This is a genomic window from Streptomyces sp. NPDC002156 (assembly GCF_053593675.1).
Map to the genome: position 1 here is coordinate 1 of NZ_JBSFDA010000101.1, position 23,207 is coordinate 23,207.

Annotated in this window: 21 protein-coding genes; 13 read left to right on the forward strand and 8 right to left on the reverse strand. The window is 69.9% G+C overall.

Features of this window, described 5'->3' with window-relative positions; translation table 11 throughout:
- Window positions 1-128 precede the first annotated feature (128 nt).
- The 6 genes from ACWCRB_RS32335 to ACWCRB_RS32360 all read right to left on the reverse strand — a co-directional run bounded on the left by ACWCRB_RS32335 (window position 129) and on the right by ACWCRB_RS32360 (window position 6,274).
- A complete protein-coding gene (locus tag ACWCRB_RS32335; RefSeq protein ID WP_450999437.1) occupies window positions 129-1,118 on the reverse strand; it encodes a zinc-dependent alcohol dehydrogenase family protein in 990 nt (329 codons plus the stop codon).
- A complete protein-coding gene (locus ACWCRB_RS32340; protein WP_450999438.1) occupies window positions 1,115-1,975 on the reverse strand; it encodes a carbohydrate ABC transporter permease in 861 nt (286 codons plus the stop codon). The genes ACWCRB_RS32335 and ACWCRB_RS32340 overlap by 4 nt, the downstream gene beginning before the upstream one ends.
- Window positions 1,972-2,910: a carbohydrate ABC transporter permease gene (locus tag ACWCRB_RS32345; RefSeq protein ID WP_450999439.1), complete on the reverse strand. Its 939-nt coding sequence runs from the start codon at window positions 2,908-2,910 to the stop codon at window positions 1,972-1,974. The genes ACWCRB_RS32340 and ACWCRB_RS32345 overlap by 4 nt, the downstream gene beginning before the upstream one ends.
- Window positions 2,907-4,277 (reverse strand): ABC transporter substrate-binding protein, encoded by a 1,371-nt coding sequence (locus tag ACWCRB_RS32350; RefSeq protein ID WP_450999440.1) that lies wholly within the window; start codon window positions 4,275-4,277, stop codon window positions 2,907-2,909. Before ACWCRB_RS32350 ends, ACWCRB_RS32345 begins: the two co-directional genes overlap by 4 nt.
- Window positions 4,278-4,389: 112 nt before the next feature.
- Entirely contained in the window at window positions 4,390-5,157 is a 768-nt protein-coding gene (locus ACWCRB_RS32355; RefSeq protein WP_450999441.1) for a DeoR/GlpR family DNA-binding transcription regulator, read from the reverse strand.
- A 307-nt stretch (window positions 5,158-5,464) separates the two neighbouring features.
- Window positions 5,465-6,274 carry an NAD-dependent epimerase/dehydratase family protein gene (locus ACWCRB_RS32360; protein ID WP_450999442.1) on the reverse strand — a complete coding sequence of 270 codons (810 nt, stop codon included), beginning with the start codon at window positions 6,272-6,274 and terminating at the stop codon, window positions 5,465-5,467.
- 258 nt (window positions 6,275-6,532) lie between these two features.
- Between ACWCRB_RS32360 and ACWCRB_RS32365 the strand changes: the two genes are divergently transcribed.
- Together ACWCRB_RS32365 and ACWCRB_RS32370 are read left to right on the forward strand one after the other, a co-directional pair.
- Window positions 6,533-7,528: a 5-dehydro-4-deoxyglucarate dehydratase gene (locus tag ACWCRB_RS32365; protein WP_450999443.1), complete on the forward strand. Its 996-nt coding sequence runs from the start codon at window positions 6,533-6,535 to the stop codon at window positions 7,526-7,528.
- The gene (locus ACWCRB_RS32370) at window positions 7,525-8,697 is read left to right on the forward strand and encodes a hypothetical protein (protein WP_450999444.1); all 1,173 of its coding nucleotides are present in this window, start codon (window positions 7,525-7,527) and stop codon (window positions 8,695-8,697) included. Before ACWCRB_RS32365 ends, ACWCRB_RS32370 begins: the two co-directional genes overlap by 4 nt.
- On the opposite strand, the gene ACWCRB_RS32375 is transcribed toward ACWCRB_RS32370, so the two are convergent.
- Both ACWCRB_RS32375 and ACWCRB_RS32380 read right to left on the reverse strand, forming a co-directional pair.
- On the reverse strand, window positions 8,634-9,857 hold the full coding sequence (locus ACWCRB_RS32375) for an MFS transporter (RefSeq protein ID WP_450999445.1): 1,224 nt from the start codon (window positions 9,855-9,857) through the stop codon (window positions 8,634-8,636). The two genes, ACWCRB_RS32370 and ACWCRB_RS32375, sit on opposite strands and share 64 nt — an antisense overlap.
- Window positions 9,858-9,936: 79 nt before the next feature.
- Entirely contained in the window at window positions 9,937-10,524 is a 588-nt protein-coding gene (locus ACWCRB_RS32380) for a DUF6585 family protein (RefSeq protein ID WP_450999446.1), read from the reverse strand.
- 231 nt (window positions 10,525-10,755) lie between these two features.
- On the opposite strand from ACWCRB_RS32380, the gene ACWCRB_RS32385 reads away from it, so the two are divergent.
- The 11 genes from ACWCRB_RS32385 to ACWCRB_RS32435 all read left to right on the forward strand — a co-directional run bounded on the left by ACWCRB_RS32385 (window position 10,756) and on the right by ACWCRB_RS32435 (window position 23,164).
- Window positions 10,756-11,961, forward strand: a complete 1,206-nt coding sequence (locus tag ACWCRB_RS32385) for a serpin family protein (protein ID WP_450999447.1) — start codon at window positions 10,756-10,758, stop codon at window positions 11,959-11,961.
- Between the two features lie 126 nt (window positions 11,962-12,087).
- The gene (locus tag ACWCRB_RS32390) at window positions 12,088-12,840 is read left to right on the forward strand and encodes an MBL fold metallo-hydrolase (protein WP_450999448.1); all 753 of its coding nucleotides are present in this window, start codon (window positions 12,088-12,090) and stop codon (window positions 12,838-12,840) included.
- Between the two features lie 124 nt (window positions 12,841-12,964).
- The gene (locus ACWCRB_RS32395) at window positions 12,965-13,633 is read left to right on the forward strand and encodes a GntR family transcriptional regulator (protein ID WP_450999449.1); all 669 of its coding nucleotides are present in this window, start codon (window positions 12,965-12,967) and stop codon (window positions 13,631-13,633) included.
- Complete coding sequence (locus ACWCRB_RS32400; RefSeq protein ID WP_450999450.1) at window positions 13,630-14,541, forward strand: dihydrodipicolinate synthase family protein; 912 nt, start codon at window positions 13,630-13,632, stop codon at window positions 14,539-14,541. The genes ACWCRB_RS32395 and ACWCRB_RS32400 overlap by 4 nt, the downstream gene beginning before the upstream one ends.
- On the forward strand, window positions 14,529-16,277 hold the full coding sequence (gene araD / locus ACWCRB_RS32405) for an L-arabinonate dehydratase (protein WP_450999451.1): 1,749 nt from the start codon (window positions 14,529-14,531) through the stop codon (window positions 16,275-16,277). The genes ACWCRB_RS32400 and araD overlap by 13 nt, the downstream gene beginning before the upstream one ends.
- Window positions 16,278-16,434: 157 nt before the next feature.
- Window positions 16,435-17,370, forward strand: a complete 936-nt coding sequence (locus tag ACWCRB_RS32410) for a carbohydrate ABC transporter permease (protein WP_450999452.1) — start codon at window positions 16,435-16,437, stop codon at window positions 17,368-17,370.
- The gene (locus ACWCRB_RS32415; protein ID WP_450999453.1) at window positions 17,367-18,266 is read left to right on the forward strand and encodes a carbohydrate ABC transporter permease; all 900 of its coding nucleotides are present in this window, start codon (window positions 17,367-17,369) and stop codon (window positions 18,264-18,266) included. Before ACWCRB_RS32410 ends, ACWCRB_RS32415 begins: the two co-directional genes overlap by 4 nt.
- A complete protein-coding gene (locus ACWCRB_RS32420; RefSeq protein ID WP_450999454.1) occupies window positions 18,263-19,561 on the forward strand; it encodes a pectate lyase family protein in 1,299 nt (432 codons plus the stop codon). The genes ACWCRB_RS32415 and ACWCRB_RS32420 overlap by 4 nt, the downstream gene beginning before the upstream one ends.
- The gene (locus ACWCRB_RS32425; RefSeq protein ID WP_450999455.1) at window positions 19,558-20,757 is read left to right on the forward strand and encodes a Gfo/Idh/MocA family protein; all 1,200 of its coding nucleotides are present in this window, start codon (window positions 19,558-19,560) and stop codon (window positions 20,755-20,757) included. The genes ACWCRB_RS32420 and ACWCRB_RS32425 overlap by 4 nt, the downstream gene beginning before the upstream one ends.
- Before the next feature lie 8 nt (window positions 20,758-20,765).
- On the forward strand, window positions 20,766-21,617 hold the full coding sequence (locus tag ACWCRB_RS32430) for a DUF6807 domain-containing protein (protein ID WP_450999464.1): 852 nt from the start codon (window positions 20,766-20,768) through the stop codon (window positions 21,615-21,617).
- Window positions 21,614-23,164, forward strand: coding sequence for a glycoside hydrolase family 43 protein (locus tag ACWCRB_RS32435; protein WP_450999456.1), 1,551 nt, complete (start codon window positions 21,614-21,616; stop codon window positions 23,162-23,164). The genes ACWCRB_RS32430 and ACWCRB_RS32435 overlap by 4 nt, the downstream gene beginning before the upstream one ends.
- The last annotated feature ends 43 nt before the right edge of the window (window positions 23,165-23,207 follow it).

Below are 23,207 nucleotides of genomic sequence, written 5' to 3' on the forward strand. Positions count from 1 at the left end.
ACAGCCCCCGGGAGATGCAGTAGCCCGTCCGGCGTTTGAGGACTAGGCCCGTTCAGGGCCGTAGCGGGGGTCTGGGGGCGCAGCCCCCAGGGATGGGAATGGGTAGGGGCGGCGGGGGCGAGGAGAGACTACGGGACCACCACGATCTTCCTGCCCACCCCCGACGCGAACTGTTCCAGCGCCTGCGGGTAGCTCTCCAGTGGCAGGCGGTCGCTGATGAAGATCTCTGGGTTCAGTACACCCGCCGCGAACAACTCCGCCGCCCGTTCGAAGCTGTGCAGCACCGCCATCGACCCGGTGATGGTGATCTCCTGGTTGTAGATGCGGTACGGGTCGATCGTGACCCGGGTCGCGTAGTCCGCCACGCCGAACTGCAAGAACGTGCCCGCCTTCGCCACCCGGTCCAGGCCGTCCTGGATCGCCGCCGCGTTGCCCGTCGCGTCCACCACCACGTCCCAGCCCTGGGGGCGGTCCAGCTCGTCCGCGTTCGTCGCCGAACCCGACACGCCCAGCAACTGCGCCGTCGACAGGCGCTGCGCGTTGATGTCGACCACGTCGACACTCGCCGCGCCCGTCCGCTTCGCCAGCTCCAGCATCATCAGGCCCATCGTTCCCGAGCCGTAGATCAGGACATGTGCGCCCAGGCGGGATTGGAGTACGTCGTAGCCCCGTACCGCGCACGACAGTGGCTCCACCAGCGCCGCGTCCTGGGTGCGGATGTGCTCCGGGAGGCGTACGCAGTTCGCCACCGGCGCCACCGCGTACTGCGCCGCGCCCCCCGCCGTCGTCACGCCGATCGCCGCCCAGCGTTCGCAGAGGTTGTTGTGGCCCGTACGGCAGTAGCGGCACTCGTGGCAGTAGAGGGAGGGGTCCACTGCGACCCTGTCGCCCACCGACAACTCCGTTACCGACGTACCCACCCCCACCACCGTTCCCGCGAACTCGTGCCCCGGCACGATCGGCAGCGTCGGGGCGAACTCGCCCTGGAGGATGTGCAGATCGGTGCCGCACAGGCCGCAGGCCGCCACCTCCACGACGACGTCGCGGGGGCCCGGTGTCGGGTCCGGGACCTCCAGGACGACGGCCTTGCCCACGGACTCGATGACGGCTGCCTTCACTTCACGGCTCCCAGTGACAGGCCCTGGACCAGTTTGTCCTGGGCGGCGAACCCCGCGGCGAGCACCGGCAGGGAGATGACGAGCGACGCGGCGCACACCTTCGCCAGGAACAGGCCCTGGCTGGTGATGAAGCCGGTGAGGAAGACGGGGGCCGTCTCCGCGACCACACCCGTCAGCACCCGCGCGAACAGCAACTCGTTCCAGCTGAAGATGAAGCAGATCAGGGATGTGGCGGCGATACCCGGGAGGGCGATCGGAGCGACGACCCGGGTGAGGATCGTGGGCAGCTTCGCCCCGTCCACCCTTGCCGCCTCGATGATCGCCACCGGGACCTCGGAGAGGAACGACTGCATCATCCACACCGCGATCGGCAGGTTCATGGACGTGTAGAGGATGACCAGCAGCCAGATGTTGTCCAGCATGTCCGTGTTCTTCGCGAACAGGTAGATCGGCAGCAGGCCCGCCACCACCGGCAGCATCTTCGTCGACAGGAAGAAGAACAGGACGTCCGTCCACTTCCGTACCGGGCGGATCGAGAGTGCGTACGCCGCCGGGAGGGCGAGGACCAGGACGAACAGCGTCGATGTCACCGACGCCACCGTCGAGTTGATCAGGGACGGCCAGGGGCTCGCACCTCCTCCCGTGCCGAAGAACTCGCGGTAGCCGTCGAGGGTCAGGGCGGCGCCGAAGGACGGGGGGTTCGTCGCCGCGTCCTCCTCCGAGTGGAAGGACGTCAGGGCCATCCACGCGATCGGGAGGAAGAACAGGATGCCCGCCAGCCACGCCAGCAGACCCAGGCCCGCTCCTCGGGTACCCCGGGTGCGGCGCGGACGTACACCTACAGCGGTCTCGCTCATGCTCGGGACGCCTCCTCGCGGAACAGGGACGACACCACGCGCAGGGCGAAGGTCGCGATGATGATCGAGCCGATGACCACCAGGACGCCGGCCGCGGAGGCCAGGCCGTTCTCATGGGCCTGGTAGAAGCTCTGGTAGACCGTGTAGGGGAGGTTGGCCGTGCCCAGGCCGCCCGAGGTGATCGTGAAGACCGCGTCGAAGTTCTGGACGATGTAGATCGAGCCCAGCAACGCGCCCAGTTCCAGGTAGCGGCGGAGGTGGGGGAGGGTCAGGTGGCGGAAGATCTGCCAGTCGTTCGCGCCGTCGACCTTCGCCGCCTCGATCTGCTGCTGGTCGCGGCTCTGCAGGCCCGCCAGCAGGATCAGCATCATGAACGGCGTCCACTGCCAGACCAGTGATGCCTCCACCGCGAGCAGCGGGGTGTTGGAGATCCAGTCCGGCTGCGGGCCCCCTACGTAGTGCAACAGGCCGTTGAACAGGCCGTATTCGGGGTTGTAGAGCACGTGCTTCCAGAGCAGGGCCGCCGCCACCGGGACCACCAGGAAGGGGGCGATCAGGAGGGTGCGGACCATGCCCCTGCCGCGGAACTTGCGGTCCAGGAGGAGGGCCAGGCCAAGACCCAGGATCAGGCTCGCCAGGACCACCGCCGCTGTCAGCAGGATCGTCGTCCAGACCGACTGGCGCAGGTCCGCGTCTGTCAGGACCTCCGTGTAGTTGGCGAAGCCCGTGAAGTGGCGGGCCTTCGGGTACAGCGAGTTCCAGTCGAAGAAGGAGATCACCAGCGTGGCCACGAACGGGAGTTGGGTCACGGCGATCATGAAGATCAGGGCCGGCAGGAGTGGGGCTCGGGTGGCCCAGGCGCGTATACGGCCCGAGGGGGGCTTCACGGCGCGTACGGATGGTGCGGCGATCGGGGCTGTCGTGGTCGCGGTCATCGTCCCTCGTACTCCTCGGAGATCTCCTCTGCCAGCTTCTGGGACTTCTTCAGGGCCGACTCGACGGACTGGCGTCCGGCGATGGCCGCGCTGATCTCCTGCGAGACCTTGGTGCCGAGATCGGTGAACTCGGGGATGCCCACGAACTGGATGCCGGGTGCCGGGCGCGGCTGTACTCCGGGGTCGTTCGGGCGGGCGCCCTCGATGGCCTCCTTCGTCATCTCCTGGAAGGCGGCGGCCTCTTGGCGGTAGTCGGCGTTCTCGTACGTCGAAGCGCGCTTGCCCGCCGGGACGTTGGACCAGCCGATCTCGTCGCCGACCAGCTGCTCGTACTGCTTGCTGGACGCCCAGGACACGAACTTCCAGGCGTCGTCGGGGTTTCGGGAGGCCTTCTGGATGCCCCAGGCCCAGGTGTAGAGCCAGCCGGAGGACTCCGTCTTCTCGACGGGCGCCGGTACGTAGCCGATCTTGCCCTTGACCGGGGAGTTCGCCGACTCCAGTGAGCCGGCCGCGGAGGTGGCGTCGTACCACATGGCGACCTTGCTCTGGGTCATGTTGTTGAGGCACTCGGCGAAGCCGGACTGGGGGGCGCCGGACTCGCCGTGCTCGCGGACCAGGTCGACGTAGAAGGTCACCGCCTGCTTCCACTCGGGGGAGTCGAGCCGCGCCTTCCAGTCCTTGTCGAACCAGGTGCCCCCGAAGGTGTTCACCACCGTCGTCAGCGGGGCCATGACCTCGCCCCAGCCCGGCAGCCCGCGCAGACAGATGCCCTTCATGCCGGACTCGGCGCCGTCGGCCTTCGCCGCCAGGTCGGCGACCTGGGTCCACGTGGGGTGCGGGGGCATGGTGAGGCCCTTCGCCTCGAACACGTCCTTGCGGTACATCAGGAAGGACGACTCGCCGTAGAAGGGCTGGCCGTACAGCTTGCCGTCGTCTCCCGTGAGGGACTCGCGCATCGGCTTGAGGACGTCCTGTTCGTCGTACGCGCTGTCCTTCGCGACGTACGTGTTCATCTCGCGCAGCCAGCCGTTGCGGGCGTAGATCGGGATCTCGTAGTTGGAGAGGGTCGCCACGTCGTACTGGCCCGCCTGGTTGGCGAAGTCCTGGCTGATCTTGTCGCGGACGTCGTTCTCGGGCAGGACGGTGAAGTTGACCTTGATGCCGGTCTCTTTGGTGAAGTGGGCCGCGGTGAGCTTCTGCAACTCGACCATCTGCGGGTTGTTCACCATCAGGACGTTGACGGCGTCGCCGCCGGAACCGGACCCGCCCGCTCCGGCCCAGCAGCCGGAGAGCAGCGGGGCGAGCAGCGTCCCTGCGGCGGCCAGGGCGAGCGTGGCTCGCGGCCTCCGTCGGCTCGGGGTTCGCATGGATCGCTCCTGGAGGTATGGGGACATAAGGGGCGCGGGCGGGGTGGATGGGTTGGGAGGATCGGGGGCTCGGGCTTGGATTGGGTTCGGGGCGGGCTCGGATCGGGCTTGGTCAGACTCGTATGACCTGCGGTCCCTGCAGTGAATAGCGGTGCGCCTCCGCCGTCGGCAGCAGCGTGCTCGTGACGATCGTGTCCAGGTCGCCGATGTCGGCGAACCTGCAGAAGCTCACCGCCCCGAACTTGGTGTGCACGCCCGCGAACACCGTGCGCCGGGAGGCCCGGATCGCCTGTGCCTTGACCTCGCTGACGGCGGGATCGGGTGTCGTCAGGCCGTGTTCGCGGGAGATGCCGTTGGCGCCGATGAAGGCCAGGTCGATGACGAAGCCGGCCAGCATCTTCGTCGTCCAGTGGTCGACCGTCGCGAGGGTGCCGGGGCGAACCCGGCCGCCCAGCAGCAGGACCGAGGTGTTCTCGGTCTCCGCGAGCGCGCCCGCTACGGGCAGGGACGCGGTGACCACGGTCAGCGGCCGGTCCCTGGGCAGGGCCTCGGCGATGAGCTGCGGGGTGAACCCCTCGTCGACGAAGACCGTTTCGGCGTCCCCGAGCAGCTCGGCCGCCGCGGCGGCGATCCGGCGCTTCTCGGGCACATGACTGGTGGCGCGGAAGGCGAGCGTCGTCTCGAAACCGGCGCTCTCCACGGGATAGGCGCCGCCGTGGGTGCGGCGGACCAGGCCGTGGTCCTCCAGGGCGCGCAGATCCCGTCGTACGGTCTCCTTGGCCACGCCCAGATCGGCGGCGAGGGCGGTCACGTCGACCGAACCGGTGGCACGGGCGGCCCGCACGATGTGCCGCTGGCGGTCCTCCGCGGTGCCGCTCATGTCGTCACCCGCCTTCCTGTGCCGCGTTGCCCGTTCGGGCCCTGTGGAGGAAGTTCTACAGCGGGCGGGTGGCGGTGACCAGGTCTGTTACGGGGGTGATAGTGACCGGCTGTGCCCGTTCGGGCGGGGTGCGCCCATGGGCTCGGGGGTGCCGTCGTGGTGCGGGTGCGGGCCGGATGTGGCTGGTCGCGCAGTTCCCCGCGCCCCTGAATCGCCGCTGCCGCGGCGGATTCCGTGCCATCGCCCATGCCCGAACAACGCTGCGGACGGCCCGTTCGGCGCCCGTCCGCAGCGTGATCTGGGCAGGCTAGTACGGCCAGATGGGCGGGTCGGTCACGAAGGCGCCGCCGAGGTGGGCGTGCGCCTCGTTGCCGGGCTGGAGCTCGCCCTGCTCGGCGATCAGCTTCTCGGCGTAGGGCTCGGAGTCGTCCTGCGGGTCGTAACCGAGCGCCCGCGCGCTGCTGAGGTCCCACCACAGGCGGGTGTTGGCGGAGGAGCCGTAGACGACGGTGTGGCCGACTTCCTCGGCGGTCAGGGCCGCGTGGAGGAGACGGGCGCCGTCCGCGGGGCTCATCCAGATCGACAGCATCCGTACGGTCGTCGGCTCGGCGAAGCAGGAGCCGATGCGCACCGAGACGGTCTCCAGACCGTGCTTGTCCCAGTAGAGCTGCGCCAGGTCCTCGCCGAACGACTTGGACAGGCCGTAGAAGGTGTCCGGGCGGTGCGGGGTGGCGACCGGGATCAGCGGGTCGGTCCCCTCGGGGCGGGGCGTGAAGCCGACGGCGTGGTTGGAGGAGGCGAAGACGATCCGTCCGACGCCTTCCTCGCGCGCGGCCTCGTACAGGTTGTACGTGCCCTCGATGTTCGCCTTCAGGATCTTGTCGAAGGAGGACTCCAGCGAGATGCCCGCGAGGTGGACGATCGCGTCGACGCCCCGCACGGCCTCGCGAAGCGCCGCCCGGTCGGTGAGGTCCGCGGTGATCGCGTCCGGCTCGCCCTCGATGGGGAGCAGGTCGAACAGACGCAGTTCGTAGCCGTACGACGGGAGCAGTTCCCGCATGAGGGTGCCGAGACCGCCGGCGGCGCCGGTGAGCAGGACGGTGCGGGGAGCGGGCATTCTCGGGTCTCCTGGAGTCGGCAGAAGCATTCCGGCGGGCACCATCGCAGGCGCATTCGTGTACAGCATTCACATTCATGGACACGCTAGGGATCGTGGACCGGCCTCGTCAAGTGTGGCGCGAGGCGGCGGAATCCGCTCCTGTGTTGCGGGTTTGCGCGCTTGACCGCCCCCAAGGGGGCCGATTAGCGTGGACGCGTTCAGACATGTAGACGTGGATCAGAAGCATGCACGCATGTGTATGTCTAGGGAGAGTCCGTGACGTCAGCCGCCCTGGCCGCCCGCCTCACCGTCCCGAGCGGGCCGCTGTTCTTCCCCGTCACCGCGTACGGCCCCGACGGCTCGCTCGACCTCGACGTCTACCGCGCCCATGTGCGCCGGGGGGTGGAGGCGGGCGCCGCGGCCGTGTTCGCCTGCTGCGGCACCGGGGAGTTCCACGCGCTGACACCCGAGGAGTTCCAGGACTGCGTACGGGCGGCGGTGGCGGAGACGGCCGGGCGCGTGCCCGTGGTCGCGGGCGCCGGATACGGCACCGCGCTCGCCGTGCGCTACGCGCGTCTCGCCGAGGAGGCCGGGGCCGACGGGCTGCTCGCCATGCCGCCGTACCTGGTGGTGGCCGGGCAGCAGGGGCTGCTGCGCCACTACCGGGAGCTGGCCGCGTCCACCGCCCTGCCGGTGATCGTCTACCAGCGCGACAACGCCGTGTTCACCCCGGAGACCGTCGTCGGGCTGGCGCGTACCGAGGGGATCATCGGGCTCAAGGACGGGGTCGGCGACCTGGACCTGATGCAGCGGATCGTGAGCGCCGTACGCGCCGAGGTGCCCGGCGACTTCCTGTACTTCAACGGGCTGCCGACCGCCGAACTGACCGGGCTCGCCTACAAGGGCATCGGCGTCACCCTCTACTCGTCGGCCGTCTTCTGCTTCGCGCCCGAGATCGCCCTCGCCTTCCACAAGGCGCTCAACACCGGCGACGACGCGACCGCGAACCGGCTCGTGGACGGCTTCTACCGGCCGTTCGTCGAGCTGCGCGCGCAGGGGCGCGGGTACGCCGTCTCGCTCGTCAAGGCGGGCGTACGGCAGACCGGGCTGGACGTCGGGGAGGTCCGGCCGCCGCTGCACGAGCCGAGCGAGGAGCATGTGAAGCAGCTGGCCCAGCTCGTGGAGCGGGGTTACGCGTTGCTCGACGAGGGCACGGGCACGGGGGCCGCTTCCGGGGCCGCCGTCGATTCCGAGTTCGAGGAGAGCGTGTGAAGGCGTCCGCATTCGTCTATCCCTGGGACGTCAACGGCGACCCCGACGCCGCCCCGCGGATCGCCGCGCTCGGCGTGGAGCAGGTGACGCTGGCCTCCGCGTACCACTCCACGCGCGCGTTGACCCCCCGCCACCCGCGCCACCGCATCGTCACCGCCGAGCACGCGGCCGTGCTGTACCCCCCGGACGAGCGCTGGGCGGGCCGTGAGCTGCGTCCGTACGTGGCCGGGGCGTGGGCCCCCGGGGACGCGTACGGCGAGGCAGCCGCCGCCCTCGCCGACGCGGGCCTCGACGTGCACACCTGGGTCGTCCTCGCCCACAACTCCCGCCTCGGCGCCGAGCACCCGGACACCTCCGTGGTCAACGCCTACGGAGACCGCTACCCGTGGGCGCCCTGCATCGCGCAGCCCGCCACGCGCGCGTACCTCGTGGATCTGGCGGCGGAGGCAGCGGTACGCCCCGGGGCGCGCGGTACGGAGCTGGAGTCGCTGGGCTGGTACGGGTTGATGCATCTGCACGCCCACGACAAGACCGGCGCCATCGGGCTCGGCGACGCCGGGCAGTATCTGATGGCGCTCTGCTTCTGCCCGTCCTGCCGGGCGGGGTACGGCGGGACGGGCCTCGATCCCGACGAGCTGGCGGCGGCCGTACGGGGCGCGCTGGAGCCGTTGTGGCGGGGCGCGCTGTCCGATGAGGGGGATGCGGGGTGGGCAGGGGTCGAGAAGGCGCTCGGGGAGGAGAAGGCGGCCCTCACGCGCGCGTGGCGCGAGGAAACGGCCCGCACGCTTCAGGAGGCGGCGGTGGCTGCCGTTCGGGCGGTGGCTCCGGACGGCTTCCAGGTGCTGCTGCATGCGGACCCGGTCTCGTACCACGTCGGCGCCAACCCCGGTGTGGACCCCGTGCACATCCTGTCCGTCGCGGACGGTGTGGTGGTGCCCTGCACGGGCGGTGCGGGACTGCTGACCCCGTTCGCCGAACAGCGTCGCGCGGATGCCGTGCTGGCCGCCAATTTCGTTGTGGTGTCCGGGATGGGCGGCAGCCCCGGCACCCTCGCGGCGGACGCGGAGCGTGCGGCCGGCCTCGGCGCCACCGAACTGCGGCTGTATCACGCCGGGTTGGCGTCGGACGGCGACCTGGAGGTCGTACGGGAGGCACTGGCCCGGCGCTGAAACAGCGGGACCGTGGTCAGCAGGAGAGCGAGGGCGTAAGCCGCGAGAAGCACCTGGTGGGCGACGAGTTCGACCAGTGCCGCGCCCACGGCCAGGCCGATCGCCGTGGGCGCGAACATCAGGGTGTTGGCGGTCGCCGCCGTACGGCCGAGCAGCTCCTGAGGGGTCTCGCGCTGTACGGCGGTCAGGCCCGCGATCAGGACGCAGGGCAGGCCGATCCCGTTGGCCACGCCCGACGCGAGGACCGCGAGGTCGGCAGGCACCGCCCGGAGTGCCATGGCGGCGGACGTCAGGGCGATCCCGTACGCGGCGAACCCGCGCTCCCCGAGGCGGCGCAGCAGCGGGCCCGAGGCCAGGCCGAGCGTCACCGAGCCGACGCCCTGGAGGACGTACAGCGGACCGGCGTACGCGGGGGAGTGGCCGAGCCCCTCGATGACGGCGTAGAGGGTGGCGGCACTCAGGCCCGACAGGAGCATCGTCGTGCCGCCCGCCAGGACGAGCGGGCGCAGGTGGTCGTGCCGCCACAGGAAGCGGGCGCCCTCGGCGGTGCCGGCTTTCGTGGTCCGCGGGGTGGCCTCGCGGACGCGCAGAAAGGCGTACAGGACGGTGGCCAGTACGAACGTGACCGCGTCCAGGAGGGCCACGCTCGGGCCGCCGTACGCCGCGTAGAGGCCCGCGCCGGCCAGTGGGGCGACCAGTTTCATGCCCTCGTTCGCCGTCATGCGCAGGCCGTTGAAGTCACCCAGGAGCGATTTGTCGACGGCCGTGGCGACCAGCGCCGCCTCGGCCGCGTCATGGACGACGCCCGCCGTGCCGTACACCAGCAGGACGGCGAAGAGGATCCACAGGTGGCCCGCGGAGTCGACCGCGAACAGGGTCAGCAGGAGGGCTGCGAGGATCAGGTTCGTCCAGATCAGGAGCGGTTTGCGGCGGGTGCGGTCGGCGAGCGTGCCAAGGAGCGGGCCTGCCAGGCTCGGCGCCCACATCGCGAACAGACAGAGCGCTGCGAGGCCGTCCGAGCCGGTGAGGTCCTTGACCCAGATGCCGGACGCCAGCCACAGCGCCGACGTACCGAAGCCGGAGACCACGACTCCGGCGAGGTAGAGGCCCGCGTTGCGGTCGCGCAGGACGCGGAGAACAGACCAGGTTCGAGTCTTCATGCCTGGTCATCGTGGAGCTAAGGGGTGGGGGGAGGGATCGGGCAGGTGCCTTGGAAACGGAATGGACGAGGTCCGGATGTCATGCGCCGTTCTGGCTCTGCAGCGCGTCGAAGAGAGCAAGGAAGACCAGCAGGTTGGGGAAGCCGACCGCGGGCAGCACCATCCAGGGTTTCGCGTCGCCACGCCGATGGATGTGCAAGCCGCCCTGCTTCAGGTCGATTCGCTCGACCTCGCGCCATCCGAGCCGCCGACTGCCCTTTCCGACGCCTCCCGTGTTGATGTCGACGATGCCACCGAAGTCCACGCGCTCACCCGCATCGAGCCGGGCCGCGTCCTGCTTCACCCGCGAGCGGCTGAAAGTGTCGGTCAGCTCCTCGACGAACGGGAGGACGCCGGCGTACGTGTTGTCCACGACGATCAGGCCACCGGCCTCCGGTATCACCAGCAGCCGGTACTGCATATAGCTGCCGAACTGCTTGACCACCTTGACGTCCTGCCTGGCGACCATGTCGATCTCGTCCCAGCCGTACGCCTCAGGCTCCTGATCGCCAACTTGACGCACGACGCCGTGCTCGTACCAGGCGACCCATGTCTTCAGCGGCCTGGCACGCAGCAGGAACCAGCAGGCGAGCCCCAGCGCGAGCGCCGCCGGCGCCCAGGCCGACAAGCGACAGGGGAACGATCGCCGCCCATTCACGATGCTTGGGGTTGTTCTCCACCAGACCCCCGAGAGTGCCGAGCTCAAGTTCCTGCGCAGCTACCGCCATTGCTCGCGGTTCCATGGGACACCCCACTTGCCGTCATGGCTCAACGTGGCCCAAATTATGGATCACGGGCGGTATTTCGGCCACTGGCCCGGATCGCACCGGTTGTCCGCAAGGGGGAACGGAGTCGGAAGATGATGCGAGCGGAGAACAACGGCACGGAGGCGATCTCCGCCTTGGCCGAGCTGTGGCTGGAATCGCTCTTCGACGATCCGGCAACCCATGGCGGGCGTGATGTGATCTGCTCGCCTGCCGCTCTGTGGCTGGCACTGACGGCCTTGGAGGCCTGCGCGGACGGGGCAACTCGCGACGAACTGCGGGGAGTCGTCGGTCCGGTCGGTGCGCAGGACACAGCGGTCCGCGAACTCGGTCGCAACGACGTGTTCGTGACCGGGGTGAGGGTGCTGAGCCAGGTTCCGGAACGGCCGGAACTTCACACCCGCTCGTACGGCATCACGGTCGGGCGGCCCGGCCTCGACGGCCCCGGTGGGCGCCGCCGGTGGGCGCACGGCACGGAGACCCCGCTCGGCCGGGTGCCGCAGTGTGCCGATCCCGCGCGCTGTGCCCTGCTCGTCAGCACGGCCGCGCTGGAAGCCGAGTGGGAGCAGCCCTTCGATCCGTACTTCACGCGGGAACTCCTGTTCACCGATGCGGGGGGAGTGGCTCACCCCGTGCCCGCCATGGTCGCGGAGGTGCCGGTCGAGGACGCCTGGACCCTCGTGCGGCCGGGCGGCCGGGTCACGGTGGTCGAACGGCGGGCTCGTGCGGCGGGCGGGGGAGCGGTGCCCGCCGCGGGACCCGTCAGGGTTCGTTTCGCACTGGGTGAGAACCGGCAGGTCCCGCCCGCGCAGGTGCTGGCGGCAGCGTGGTCCCCGGCCGCTCACGGGAAGGCGCTCCGTGGGAGTCGGGCCGGGGGACGCCCCGAAGCGGTGCTTCTGGAACTGCCACGTCTCCGGCTGTCCGGCGACATCGATGTGTCGCCCCATCTGACCGCACTGGGCGTGGAGCGTGTCTTCTCGGCGTCGGCCGAACTTCCCCGGATGTTCTCCGAGCCCGTCCACTGCGAACGCGTCGTCCAGAGCTGCGCCGTACGGTTCGGCGAGGAGGGCATGTCCTCCGGGACCGCAGCCTGCCCGGTCGAGGACCGGTCCTGGGCGGACCAGGCGAACCGGAACCATTTTGACGGCCCCGGACAACTGCTGCGGACGGTCTCGGTGCGCCTGGACCGGCCGTTCGCCGTCGCGGTGCTGGACGGGAGCGGTGTGATCCCCCTGCTCGGCGGTTACCAGGCCGGCCGTCCCGGGGCCCCGGACCCCGGCCCACCACTCGAACGACCTTGAAGGGGCGGACAAGGCGCACGAAGAGCGGGGCTGCCGGCTTGCGTGCGGGGGCGTGGGCGGCAGCCCCTGCCTGCACGGCATTCCATTCCCCGTACGCCCGCCCGCACCGCCCCGTACGCTCCCCGCATGCCCCTGAGCCTCACCGTCCTCGGCACAGCCTCCCCCCACCCCACGCCAGGACGCCCCTGCTCCGGCTACCTCCTGCGCGGCGGCGGCGCCGAGATCTGGGTCGACGCCGGGCCCGGAACCTTCGCGGAGTTGCAACGGCACACCGACCCCGCCCGGCTCACCGCGATCTGGATCTCCCATCTGCACGCCGATCACAGCGCCGATCTGCTTGCCGCCATCTATGGGTTCGCGTACGGCGGGCTCACCCCGCCCGCTCCCATCCCCGTCTACGCCCCGCGTTCCTGCGCCCTCCGCCTCGCCGGTTTCTTCGGGCGGGCGGACACTTCCTTCCTCAGTGGAATCCTCGACTTCAGGCCCCTGTACGACGGCCACACCGTCCGGCACTGGAACCTGCGTCTCACGACCCGCGCGGTCTCCCACGGCACCGAGGCGTACGGGCTGCGCGCCGAGTCGCAGGGCAAGGTGTTCGCGTACTCCGGTGACACCGGACCCTGCGACGCGCTCGCCGAACTCTCCCGCGGCGCCGACCTGTTCCTGTGCGAGGCCGACATCGACCGGCATGGCGATCGCGATGGCGAACAGGTGCATCTGACCCCGGAGGACGCCGGCGCGTACGCGAAGGGCGCCGCTTCGTTGCTCATCACCCACGTCGGGCCCACGCTCACCCCCGACCTCGCGACCGAGCGCGCCGCCGCAGTCTTCGGCGGGCCCACCGACACCGCGTACGAGGGCACGACCAAGATCATCTGACTGTCCCCGGTCAACTTCTTTTGTCAGAAGCGTTGACGAAACACAGGGCCGCTCCTACCTTCAACCCGTCGTACTTCGTACGTCATATATGAGACGCGATATGTGAGATATTCGAGAGGCGCGCATGACCTCTGTGCCCACGCCGATCCCGTCCCGCACGCAGTTCGTGCTGGAGGGGATCAAACACCGCATCCTCACCGGGCAGTTGACCCCGGGGCAGGCCCTGGTCGAGACCGAACTCGCCGCACTGTTCGGGGTGTCGAAGACCCCGGTGCGCGAGGCGCTCAAGACGCTGGCCGGTACCGGGCTCGTCGTGATGAACCAGTACAAGGGCGTCACGGTGCGCATGGTGGACGCGGACATGGCGCGTGAGGTCTACGACGTACGGCTGCTCCTGGAGCCGGAGGCCCTCAAGCGGTCCGTGCGGAGAGGAGCTTCGCTCGATGCCGCCCGTGACGCGCTGACCCGCGCCGATCAGGCCGCCGACACCGCCGAACGCTCCCTGGCCAACCGGGAGTTCCACCGTTCCCTCTACGTGCGGTGCGGCAATCCGCTGCTCGGCCGGATGCTCGACGAGGTGCGCGACCAGGCCGCCCTGGTCTCCGCCGTCGCCTGGGCCGCCAACCCCTCCTGGGAGCGGGAGGCCGACGAGCACCGGGAGATCCTGCGGCTCGCCCTCGACGGAGACGCCGACGGCGCGGCGCGCGCCCTGCACGCCCATATCGAGTCGTTCGTCCAACGGGCTTACCCCGCAGGGGAGTCCGAGGTCCAGCGAGAGGACGGTCAGGAATGAGCGGCGTGGCCTTCGAGACCCAACGGGCGGCCCTGGCCGACGTGGTGGCGATCCCGGTGACCCCGTTCGCCGAGGACGGCACCGTCGACCAGCCCGCCCACCGGGCCCTGCTGCGCCGGCTCCTCGACGGAGGCATCAACACCCTTACGCCGAACGGCAATACGGGCGAGTTCTACACCCTCACCCCCGAAGAACGGCTCCTCGTCACCGAGTCGACCCTCGACGAGGTCGGCGACCGCGCCGCGATTCTCGTCGGCGTCGGACACGACGTACCGACCGCCGTGGCCGCCGCCCGGCACGCCCGCGACAGCGGCGCCTCGATGGTGATGGTCCATCAGCCCATCCATCCGTATGTCTCGGAGGGTGGCTGGGTCGACTATCACCGGGCCATCGCCGAGGCCGTTCCCGACCTCGGGGTCGTTCCGTACATCCGCAACGCCTCGCTGAGCGGTCTGCGGCTCGCCGAACTCGCCGATGTCTGCCCGAATGTCATCGGTGTGAAGTACGCCGTCCCGGACGCCGCCCGCTTCGCCGCCTTCGCCCGTGACGCCGGGCTCGAACGCTTCGTCTGGGTCGCCGGGCTCGCCGAGCCCTACGCCCCCTCCTATTTCTCCGCCGGCGCCACCGGCTTCACCTCCGGGCTCGTGAACGTCGCCCCGGCCGTTTCGCTGAACATGATCGAAGCGCTTCGATCCGGCGACTACCCGGCCGCCATGAAGGTCTGGGAGCAGATCCGCCGCTTCGAGGAACTGCGCGGCGCCAACGCCTCCGCGAACAACGTGACCGTCGTCAAGGAGGCCCTCGCCTCACTGGGGCTGTGCCGGCGCGACGTCCGGCCGCCGAGCCGCGCGCTGCCCGAGGACGAACGCGCCGAGGTCGCCGCCATAGCCGCCGGATGGTCCATATGAAGCCCGCCCAGGTACGAAAAGCACCCGAAGAGCTGAGAAGTCATCAGTGGTACGGGACCGACGGGCTTCGCTCCTTCAGTCATCGGGCCCGTACCCGTCAGCTCGGTTACCTCCCCGAAGAGCACCTCGGCAAGCCCGTCATCGCGATTCTCAACACCTGGTCGGACATCAATCCCTGTCATGTGCACCTCCGTGACCGGGCGCAGGCCGTGAAGCGGGGCGTCTGGCAGGCGGGCGGATTCCCCCTGGAGTTCCCGGTCTCCACGCTCAGCGAGACCTTCCAGAAGCCGACCCCCATGCTCTACCGCAACCTCCTCGCCATGGAGACCGAGGAGCTGCTGCGCTCGTACCCGGTCGACGGCGCCGTCCTGATGGGCGGCTGCGACAAGTCCACGCCCGCCCTGCTCATGGGGGCTGCCTCCGTCGATCTGCCCGCCGTTTTCGTGCCCGCCGGGCCCATGCTGCCGGGGCACTGGCGCAACGAGGTCCTCGGCTCCGGCACCGACATGTGGAAGTACTGGGACGACAAGCGCGCCGGGCTCATCGGCGACTGCGAGATGACGGAGCTGGAGAGCGGGCTCGCCCGTTCGCCCGGGCACTGCATGACCATGGGTACGGCGTCCACGCTCACCGCCGCCGCCGAGGCACTCGGGGTGACCGTGCCGGGGGCGTCCAGCATCCCGGCCGTCGACTCCGGGCACGACCGGATGGCCGCCTCCTCCGGTCTCAGGATCGTCGAACTGGTCCATCAGGACCGGAAGTTGAGCGACATCCTCACCGCCGACGCCTTCACCGACGCGGTCACCACCGTCCTCGGCCTCGGCGGCTCCACCAACGCAGTGATCCATCTGATCGCCATGGCGGGCCGGGCCGGCGTACGGCTCACCCTGGACGACTTCGACCGCATCGCGCGGACCGTGCCGGTGCTGGCCAACGTACGGCCGGGCGGACAGACGTACCTCATGGAGGACTTCCACTTCGCCGGTGGCCTGCCCGGGTTCCTCTCCCGGATCACCGACCTACTGCATCTGGACCGGCCGACCGTCTCGTACGACAGCATGCGCGAGCAGCTCGACGGCGCCCAGGTGCACAACGACGAGGTCATCCGGCTCCGGGACAACCCGGTCGCGAAGGAGGGCGGGGTCGCTGTCCTGCGCGGCAACCTGTGCCCCGACGGTGCCGTCATCAAGCACATCGCCGCCGAGCCGCACCTGCTCAAGCACACCGGACGCGCGGTCGTCTTCGACGACTACAGGACCATGCAACGCACCATCAACGACCCGGAGTTGGGCGTCACCGCCGACACGGTTCTGGTGCTGCGCGGCTCCGGTCCCAAGGGCGGCCCGGGCATGCCCGAGTACGGGATGCTGCCCATTCCCGACCACCTGCTCAAGCAGGGTGTACGGGACATGGTGCGGATCTCCGACGCCCGGATGAGTGGGACCAGTTACGGCACGTGCGTGCTCCACGTGGCGCCCGAGTCGCATGTCGGCGGGCCCCTCGCACTCGTCCGCACCGGTGACTCCATCACCCTCGATGTCGAGGGACGGTCACTCCAACTCAACGTGGATGAGGGTGAGTTGGCGCTTCGGCGGGCGGAGTGGACGCCTCCGGCCGAGCGGTACGAGCGCGGCTACGGGGCGCTCTACAACGAGCAGATCACCCAGGCCGACACCGGCTGCGACTTCGAGTTCCTCGCCCGGCCGGGCAAGGTGCACGACCCGTACGCGGGCTGACCGCCAGCAGAGCACGACCTCGCACGACCTCGTACGGCCTTGCACCACTTGCACGCCCCTGCACCACCCGTACTCCCTGCACCACTCGCACAGCCCTGCACCAGGAGAAAGCGCTTCCCGTACGACGCACGCACGACGTACTGAACGGAGAACAGTCATGGCCCAAGCCGCAGCCGTGGCGAAACCGCCCGCGCCACCCCGGCGGCGACGTGCCTCCGCGACGCCGCGCAGGCTCCCGTATCTGCTGATCGCACCGGCCGCCCTGCTCATGCTGGGCTTCATCGCCTACCCGGTGATCAGCGTCTTCTACTACAGCCTGCAGAACTTCAACCCCACCAAGCCATGGCGCAACGGCTTCGCGGGTTTCGACAACTTCACGCACGCCTTCACCGACGACCCCCAGTTCTGGGACACGCTGATCTTCAGCGGGAAGTGGGTCGTCGTCGAGGTCGGCCTGCAGCTGATGTTCGGTCTGGCGCTCGCGCTCATCGTCAACCAGACCTTCGTGGGGCGGTCGATCGGCCGCGCGCTGGTCTTCTCGCCCTGGGCCGTCTCGGGCGTCCTCACCTCCGCGATCTGGGTGCTGCTCTACAACTCCCAGACGGGTATTACTCGTTACCTCGCCGACGCGGGCATCGGCACGTACGGCACGAGCTGGCTGTCGGACACCTCCACCGTGTTCCCGGCGGCGATCGTCGCCGACCTCTGGCGAGGCGTGCCCTTCTTCGCGATCCTCATCCTCGCCGACCTCCAGTCCGTGTCGAAGGACCTGTACGAGGCCGCCGAGGTCGACGGGGCCAGCCGGATCAAGCAGTTCTGGCACATCACGCTGCCGCACCTCAAGGACGCCATCGTCCTGTCCACGCTGCTGCGCGCGGTCTGGGAGTTCAACAACGTCGACCTGCTCTACACCCTCACGGGCGGCGGACCGGCCGGCGAGACCACGACACTCCCGCTCTACATCGCCAACACCAGCGTCGACGCCCACAACTTCGGCTACGCCTCCGCCCTCACCACGGTCGCGTTCGTGATCCTGCTCTTCTTCTCGATCGTCTACCTGCGGCTGAGCAAGTTCGGAGGGGAGAACAAGTGATCACCAAGGAAGCCACCGTGATCGTGCCCACGCCCGTGGACGACATCCCCGAGCCGCCGCGCCCGCACAGGAAGCAGCGCCGCGCCTGGGACGAGGCCCCGCGCTGGCAGATCTACCTCCCCCTCGGGATCTACCTCGTCTTCACCCTCATCCCCTTCTACTGGATCCTGCTCTTCGCGCTGCGCCCCGCCGGTTCGACGTCACTCGTCCCCTGGCCGATGACCCTCGACCACTTCGAGAAGGTGTGGACGGAGCGGTCCTTCGGCACGTACTTCGAGAACAGCATCCTCGTCGGCGTCGCCACGCTGGTGATGACGACGCTCGTCGCCCTCGCCGGCGGCTACGCCCTCGCCCGCTTCGACTTCAAGGTCAAGCGCGCCTTCATGCTGGCCCTGCTCTGCTCCCAATTCGTGCCGGGCGCCCTGCTGTTGGTGCCGCTGTTCCAGATCTTCGCCGAACTCCAGATGATCAACTCGCTGGGCAGTGTCATCATCGCCGAGACGGTCTTCCAGCTCCCGTTGTCGATGATCCTGATCAGCGGGTTCATCAAGAACGTGCCGTACTCGCTGGAGGAGGCCGCCTGGGTCGACGGCTGCAACCGGTTCACCGCGTTCCGGGTCGTCGTACTCCCGTTGCTGCGGCCCGGGTTGATCGCCGTCGGCTCCTTCGCCTTCGTGCACTCCTGGAACCACTTCCTGTTCGCCCTGATGTTCCTCAGCGACCAGGGCAAGCAGACCATCCCGGTCGGTCTCAACACCCTGATGAGCGCGGACAGCGTCGACCTGGGCGCCCTCGCGGCGGGCGGCATCATCGCCGCCGTACCCGTGGTGATCGTCTTCGCCTTCATCCAGAAGTGGCTGATCACCGGCTTCAGCGCGGGGGCGGTGAAGGGATGAGACGCCTTCTTCAAGTCACGTCAGTGGTAGGCCTGTTGGGTGCTGTGCTCAGTACGCCCGCCGGTGCCGACGCCCGTGATCTCGGCCGCGACACCCTCCCCGCGAACGACGGCTGGGCCGCCGCCGACGGTGGCACCACGGGCGGTGCGGCCGCCGACGACGCGCACGTGTTCACCGTACGCAGCCGCAGTGAACTCGTCCGCGCCCTCGACGGCGGCAGCGCCACCCCGAAGATCATCCGGGTGGTGGGTGCCATTGATGCCAACTCCGCTGACGACGGTGGGAAGTTGGGCTGCGGGGAGTACGCGGACGGGACCGGGTACAGCGTGCGGAAGTACCTCGCGGCCTACGACCCCCGCACCTGGGGTTCCGCCAGGCCGAGCGGGGTGCAGGAGGAGGCCCGGCAGGTCGCGGCGGCCCGACAGGCCGAGCGGGTCGTGCTGGCCGTCGGGTCCAACACGACGATCGTCGGGCTCGGTTCGGGCGCCGTCCTCAAGGGCGCGAGCCTCCAGGTCAAGAACGCGGACAACGTGATCGTCCGTAACCTCGAACTCCGCGACGCCTACGACTGCTTCCCCGTCTGGCAGCCCAACTCCGGTGGCCTGGGCGACTGGAAGACGGCGTACGACAACATCTGGCTCAACGGCGCCACCCATGTCTGGGTCGACCATGTCACCGCCACCGACAAGGGGCACGCCGACGCCGACGAGCCCACCTACTTCGCCCGCAACTACCTGCGCCACGACGGCCTGTTGGACATCACCAACGGCTCCGACCTGGTCACCGTCTCCTGGAGCAGGTTCGCCGACCACGACAAGGCGATGCTCATCGGCAGCGGGGACGCGGCCACCGGCGACCGCGGGAAGCTCCGCGTCACCCTGCACCACAACGAGTTCCGCTCGGTCACGCAGCGCGCCCCGCGCGTCCGCTTCGGGCAGGTGCACGTCTACAACAACCGCTATCTGATCGACCACGGCGACGACTACCGCTACTCCGTCGGAGTTTCCACCGAGTCCGCCGTGTACGCCGAGAACAACGCCTTCACCGCCCCGGGGCACGTCGAGGCCGCCGACCTGGTCAAGAGCTGGAACGGCAGTGCCCTGCACCAGACCGGCACCCTCTTCAACGGCTTCCCCGTCGATCTTCTGACCATCTACAACGCCTACAACTCGGGCAGCGAGCGCGACCTCACGGCCGACGTCGGCTGGACGCCTACCCTGCACACAAAGATCGACAGCGCCGACACGGCCGACCGAGAGGTGGCACGCGGCGCGGGCGCAGGGAGGCACACATGAACACGACACCGACGGCGGCCGCATCGACGGCCACCCGCCTGACGACGCCGGTTCCGGTGGTTCTCGCGGGAGCGCGCGGGCACGGCCACTGGCATCTCGCGAACATCCGCCGCCTCCAGGACAAGGGGCTCGTACGGCTGGCAGGCGTCTGCGAGCTGACCCCGCTGACCGACGAGGAGCTGGACGGGCTCGGCGCGCCCGAGCAGTCCGCCGACTTCGGCGCGCTCCTCGACTCCACCGGAGCCGCCATCGCGGTGATCTGCACGCCGATCCCCACCCACACCGACCTCGCGCTCATCGCCGCCGCCAAGGGCGTGCACCTGCTGCTGGAGAAGCCGCCGGCGCCGTCGTACGCCGAGTTCCGGCGGATGGCCGACGGGGTCGCGGCGGCCGGGGTCGCCTGCCAGATCGGGTTCCAGTCGCTGGGCTCGGGCGCCGTGCCCGCGATCCGGGAACTGATCGCCGAGGGCGCCATCGGCACGGTGACCGGCGTCGGCGGAGCGGGCGCGTGGGCGCGCGACGAGGCGTACTACCGGCGCGCGCCCTGGGCGGGCAAGCGCAGGCTGCACGGTGTGGACGTCATCGACGGCGCCCTCACCAACCCCCTCGCGCACGCCGTCGCTACCGGCCTCGCCCTCGGCGGCAGCACCCGCGCCGAGGACGTCACCGGCATCGAGACCGAGCTGCTGCGCGCCAACGACATCGAGTCCGACGACACCTCGTGCGTCCGCGTCAGCACCGCGAACGGCGTCCCGGTCACCGTCGCCGCCACCCTGTGCGCCGAACACCCGGACGACCCGTACGTCCTCGTGCACGGCAGCAGCGGCCGGATCACCTTCTGGTACAAGCAGGACCGCGTGCTCCTCCAGCGCTCCGGACACGGCCCGGAGGAGTACGAGTACGACCGCACCGACCTGCTGGAGAACCTCGTCGACCATCTCACCGAGGGCGCCGAGCTGCTCGTCGAGCCCGACGCGACGGGCGCCTTCATGCGGGTCGTCGAGGCGATCCGGCAGGCCCCCGACCCGGTCGAACTCCCGGCGGACGCATGGGAGTTCGCGCCCGGCGAGGACGGGAGTGTGCGCCGCCGAGTGGTCCCCGGCATCGACGGCCTCGTCGTCGCCGCCGCCGACAGCCTCTCCCTCTACTCCGAGCTGGGCGCCTCCTGGGCGCTCCCGAAAGAGGTGAGCACCTGATGACCCAGATGAACCAGATGCCCAACGAGTCGCTGGTCCTGCGGGCCGCCGGCCGCCCGGTCGGCCGCTACACCGGCCGGCCGGAGCTGCCGCCCCGCCACGCGCCCCGCCCGTATCTGCACCCCGTCACCACCCTGGCCGGCACCACTGTCACCGAACTCAGCCCAGCCGACCACACCCACCACCTCGGCGTCGGTGTCGCCATACCCGACGTCGAGGGGCACAACTTCTGGGGCGGGCGCACCTATGTACGGGACCAGGGGCCGACCGAGCTGGACAACCACGGCACCCAGCGGCACACCGCCTACCAGCTCCGCGACCCCGACGGCTTCGTCGAAGAACTGCGCTGGATGGTCGGCGGCGGTGAACTGCTGCGCGAGCGCCGTACGGTCGCCGCCACCGAACTGACCAGCACCGCCTGGGCGTTGGACTTCACCTTCTCCCTCACCAACATCACCTCCGCCCCGCTCTCCATCGGCAGCCCGGCCACGAACGGCCGCCCGGGAGCGGCCTACGGCGGCTTCTTCTGGCGGGCGCGGAAGGAGGCCACGGCCCCCGACGTCTTCACGGCCTCGACGGAGGGCGAGTCGGCGGTCCACGGCATCCGCGCCGACTGGCTGGCCCTGGCCGGCACCACCTGGACGCTCGTCTTCGCCGGCGCCACCGAACAGACGCGCCGCGACCCGTGGTTCGTCCGGGCGGAGGAGTATCCGGGGGTCGGCTCCTCGCTGGCCTTCGACGAGCGGCTGCCGATCGGTCCGGGCGAGACCGCCGTACGCCGGATCGTCACCGTCGTCGCCGACGGGCGGCTCGACCGGGGCGAGGCCGCGGCTCTCGTACGCAAGGCGGTGAGCCTGTGATCACCGGTGCCGATCTCGGCGACGGGACCTATCGCAACCCGGTCCTGAACGCCGACTGGTCCGACCCGGACGTCGTCCGCGTCGGCGACGACTTCTACCTCACCGCGTCCAGCTTCGGCCGGGCGCCCGGCCTGCCTCTCCTCCACTCCCGCGACCTCGTCAACTGGACCCTGGTCGGCCACGCCCTCGAACGCCTGCGACCGGCGGACGAGTTCAGGGTCCCGCGCCACGACTGCGGTGTCTGGGCACCTTCGTTGAGGTATCACGACGACCGCTTCTGGATCTTCTGGGGCGACCCCGACCACGGCATCTTCCAGGTCAACGCCCCGGCGATACGCGGCCCTTGGACCAGCCCGCACCTCGTCAAGGAGGGCAAGGGACTCATCGACGCCTGCCCGCTGTGGGACGAGGAGACCGGCGAGGCGTATCTCGTGCACGCCTGGGCCAAGTCCCGGTCGGGCGTGAAGAACCGGCTCACCGGCCACCGAATGCACCCCGAGGGCACGGGAGTTCTGGACGAGGGCAAGGTGATCGTCGACGGCGACCGCATCCCCGGTTGGTTCACCATCGAGGGCCCCAAGCTCTACAAGCACGACGACTGGTTCTGGATCCTGGCGCCCGCCGGGGGAGTCGAGACCGGCTGGCAGGGCGCGTTACGCTCCCGCGACTTCTTCGGACCGTACGAGGAGCGGATCGTCCTGGAGCAGGGGGACACCGACGTCAACGGACCCCACCAGGGCGGCTGGGTGCGCACGCCGACCGGCGAGGACTGGTTCCTCCATTTCCAGCAGCGCGGCCCGTACGGCCGGGTCGTGCACCTCCAGCCGATGAACTGGGGTGCTGACGGTGCTGACGGTGCGGACGGCTGGCCTGTCATGGGCGACGCCGGTGCCCCCGTCGCCGTACACCGCAAGCCCGATCTGCCCGTGCAGCCGCCCGCCGCGCCCGCCACCGACGACGACTTCCCCGGCGGACGGTACGGCCGTCAGTGGCAGTGGACGGCCAACCCGCAGGACGGCTGGGCCACCCAGCACTCGGGCGACGGGCTGCGACTGAGCTGCGTACGCCGTTCCGACGCTCACGACCTGCGGAAACTCCCGAACGTCCTCACTCAGCGGCTGCCCGGCATCCCCTGCACGGTCGAGGTGGAGCTGCGGCTCGACAGCGAGGAGCCGGGGGCCCGGGCCGGGCTCGCCGTGCTGGGGGACTCCTTCGGCTGGATCGGCCTGGAGCGGGCGGACGACGGGACGGTCCGGCTCGTCCACCGGTTCGCGGAGTCCGTCGCCGAGCGCGAGCGGGACGCCGATCGGCCGAGGGAGGCTCCGGCGGGACGGGTCCGGCTGCGGATCCGGATCGGGGCGGGGGCGCGCTGCCGGTTCTCGTACGACCTCGGCGCCGGGGACGGCTGGGAGTCGTCGGGGCCGGTCTTCGCGGCCACGCCCTGGCGCTGGGTCGGTGCTCTGCTAGGGCTCTTCGCGCTCGCGCCCGTCGGCGGGGGACACGCCGGCGCGGCCACGTTCACGCAGTTCAGAGTCAGTCCTTTGTAACTCGCCTCTTTGTAACTCGCCGTATTCGTATGCCTGTTGGGAG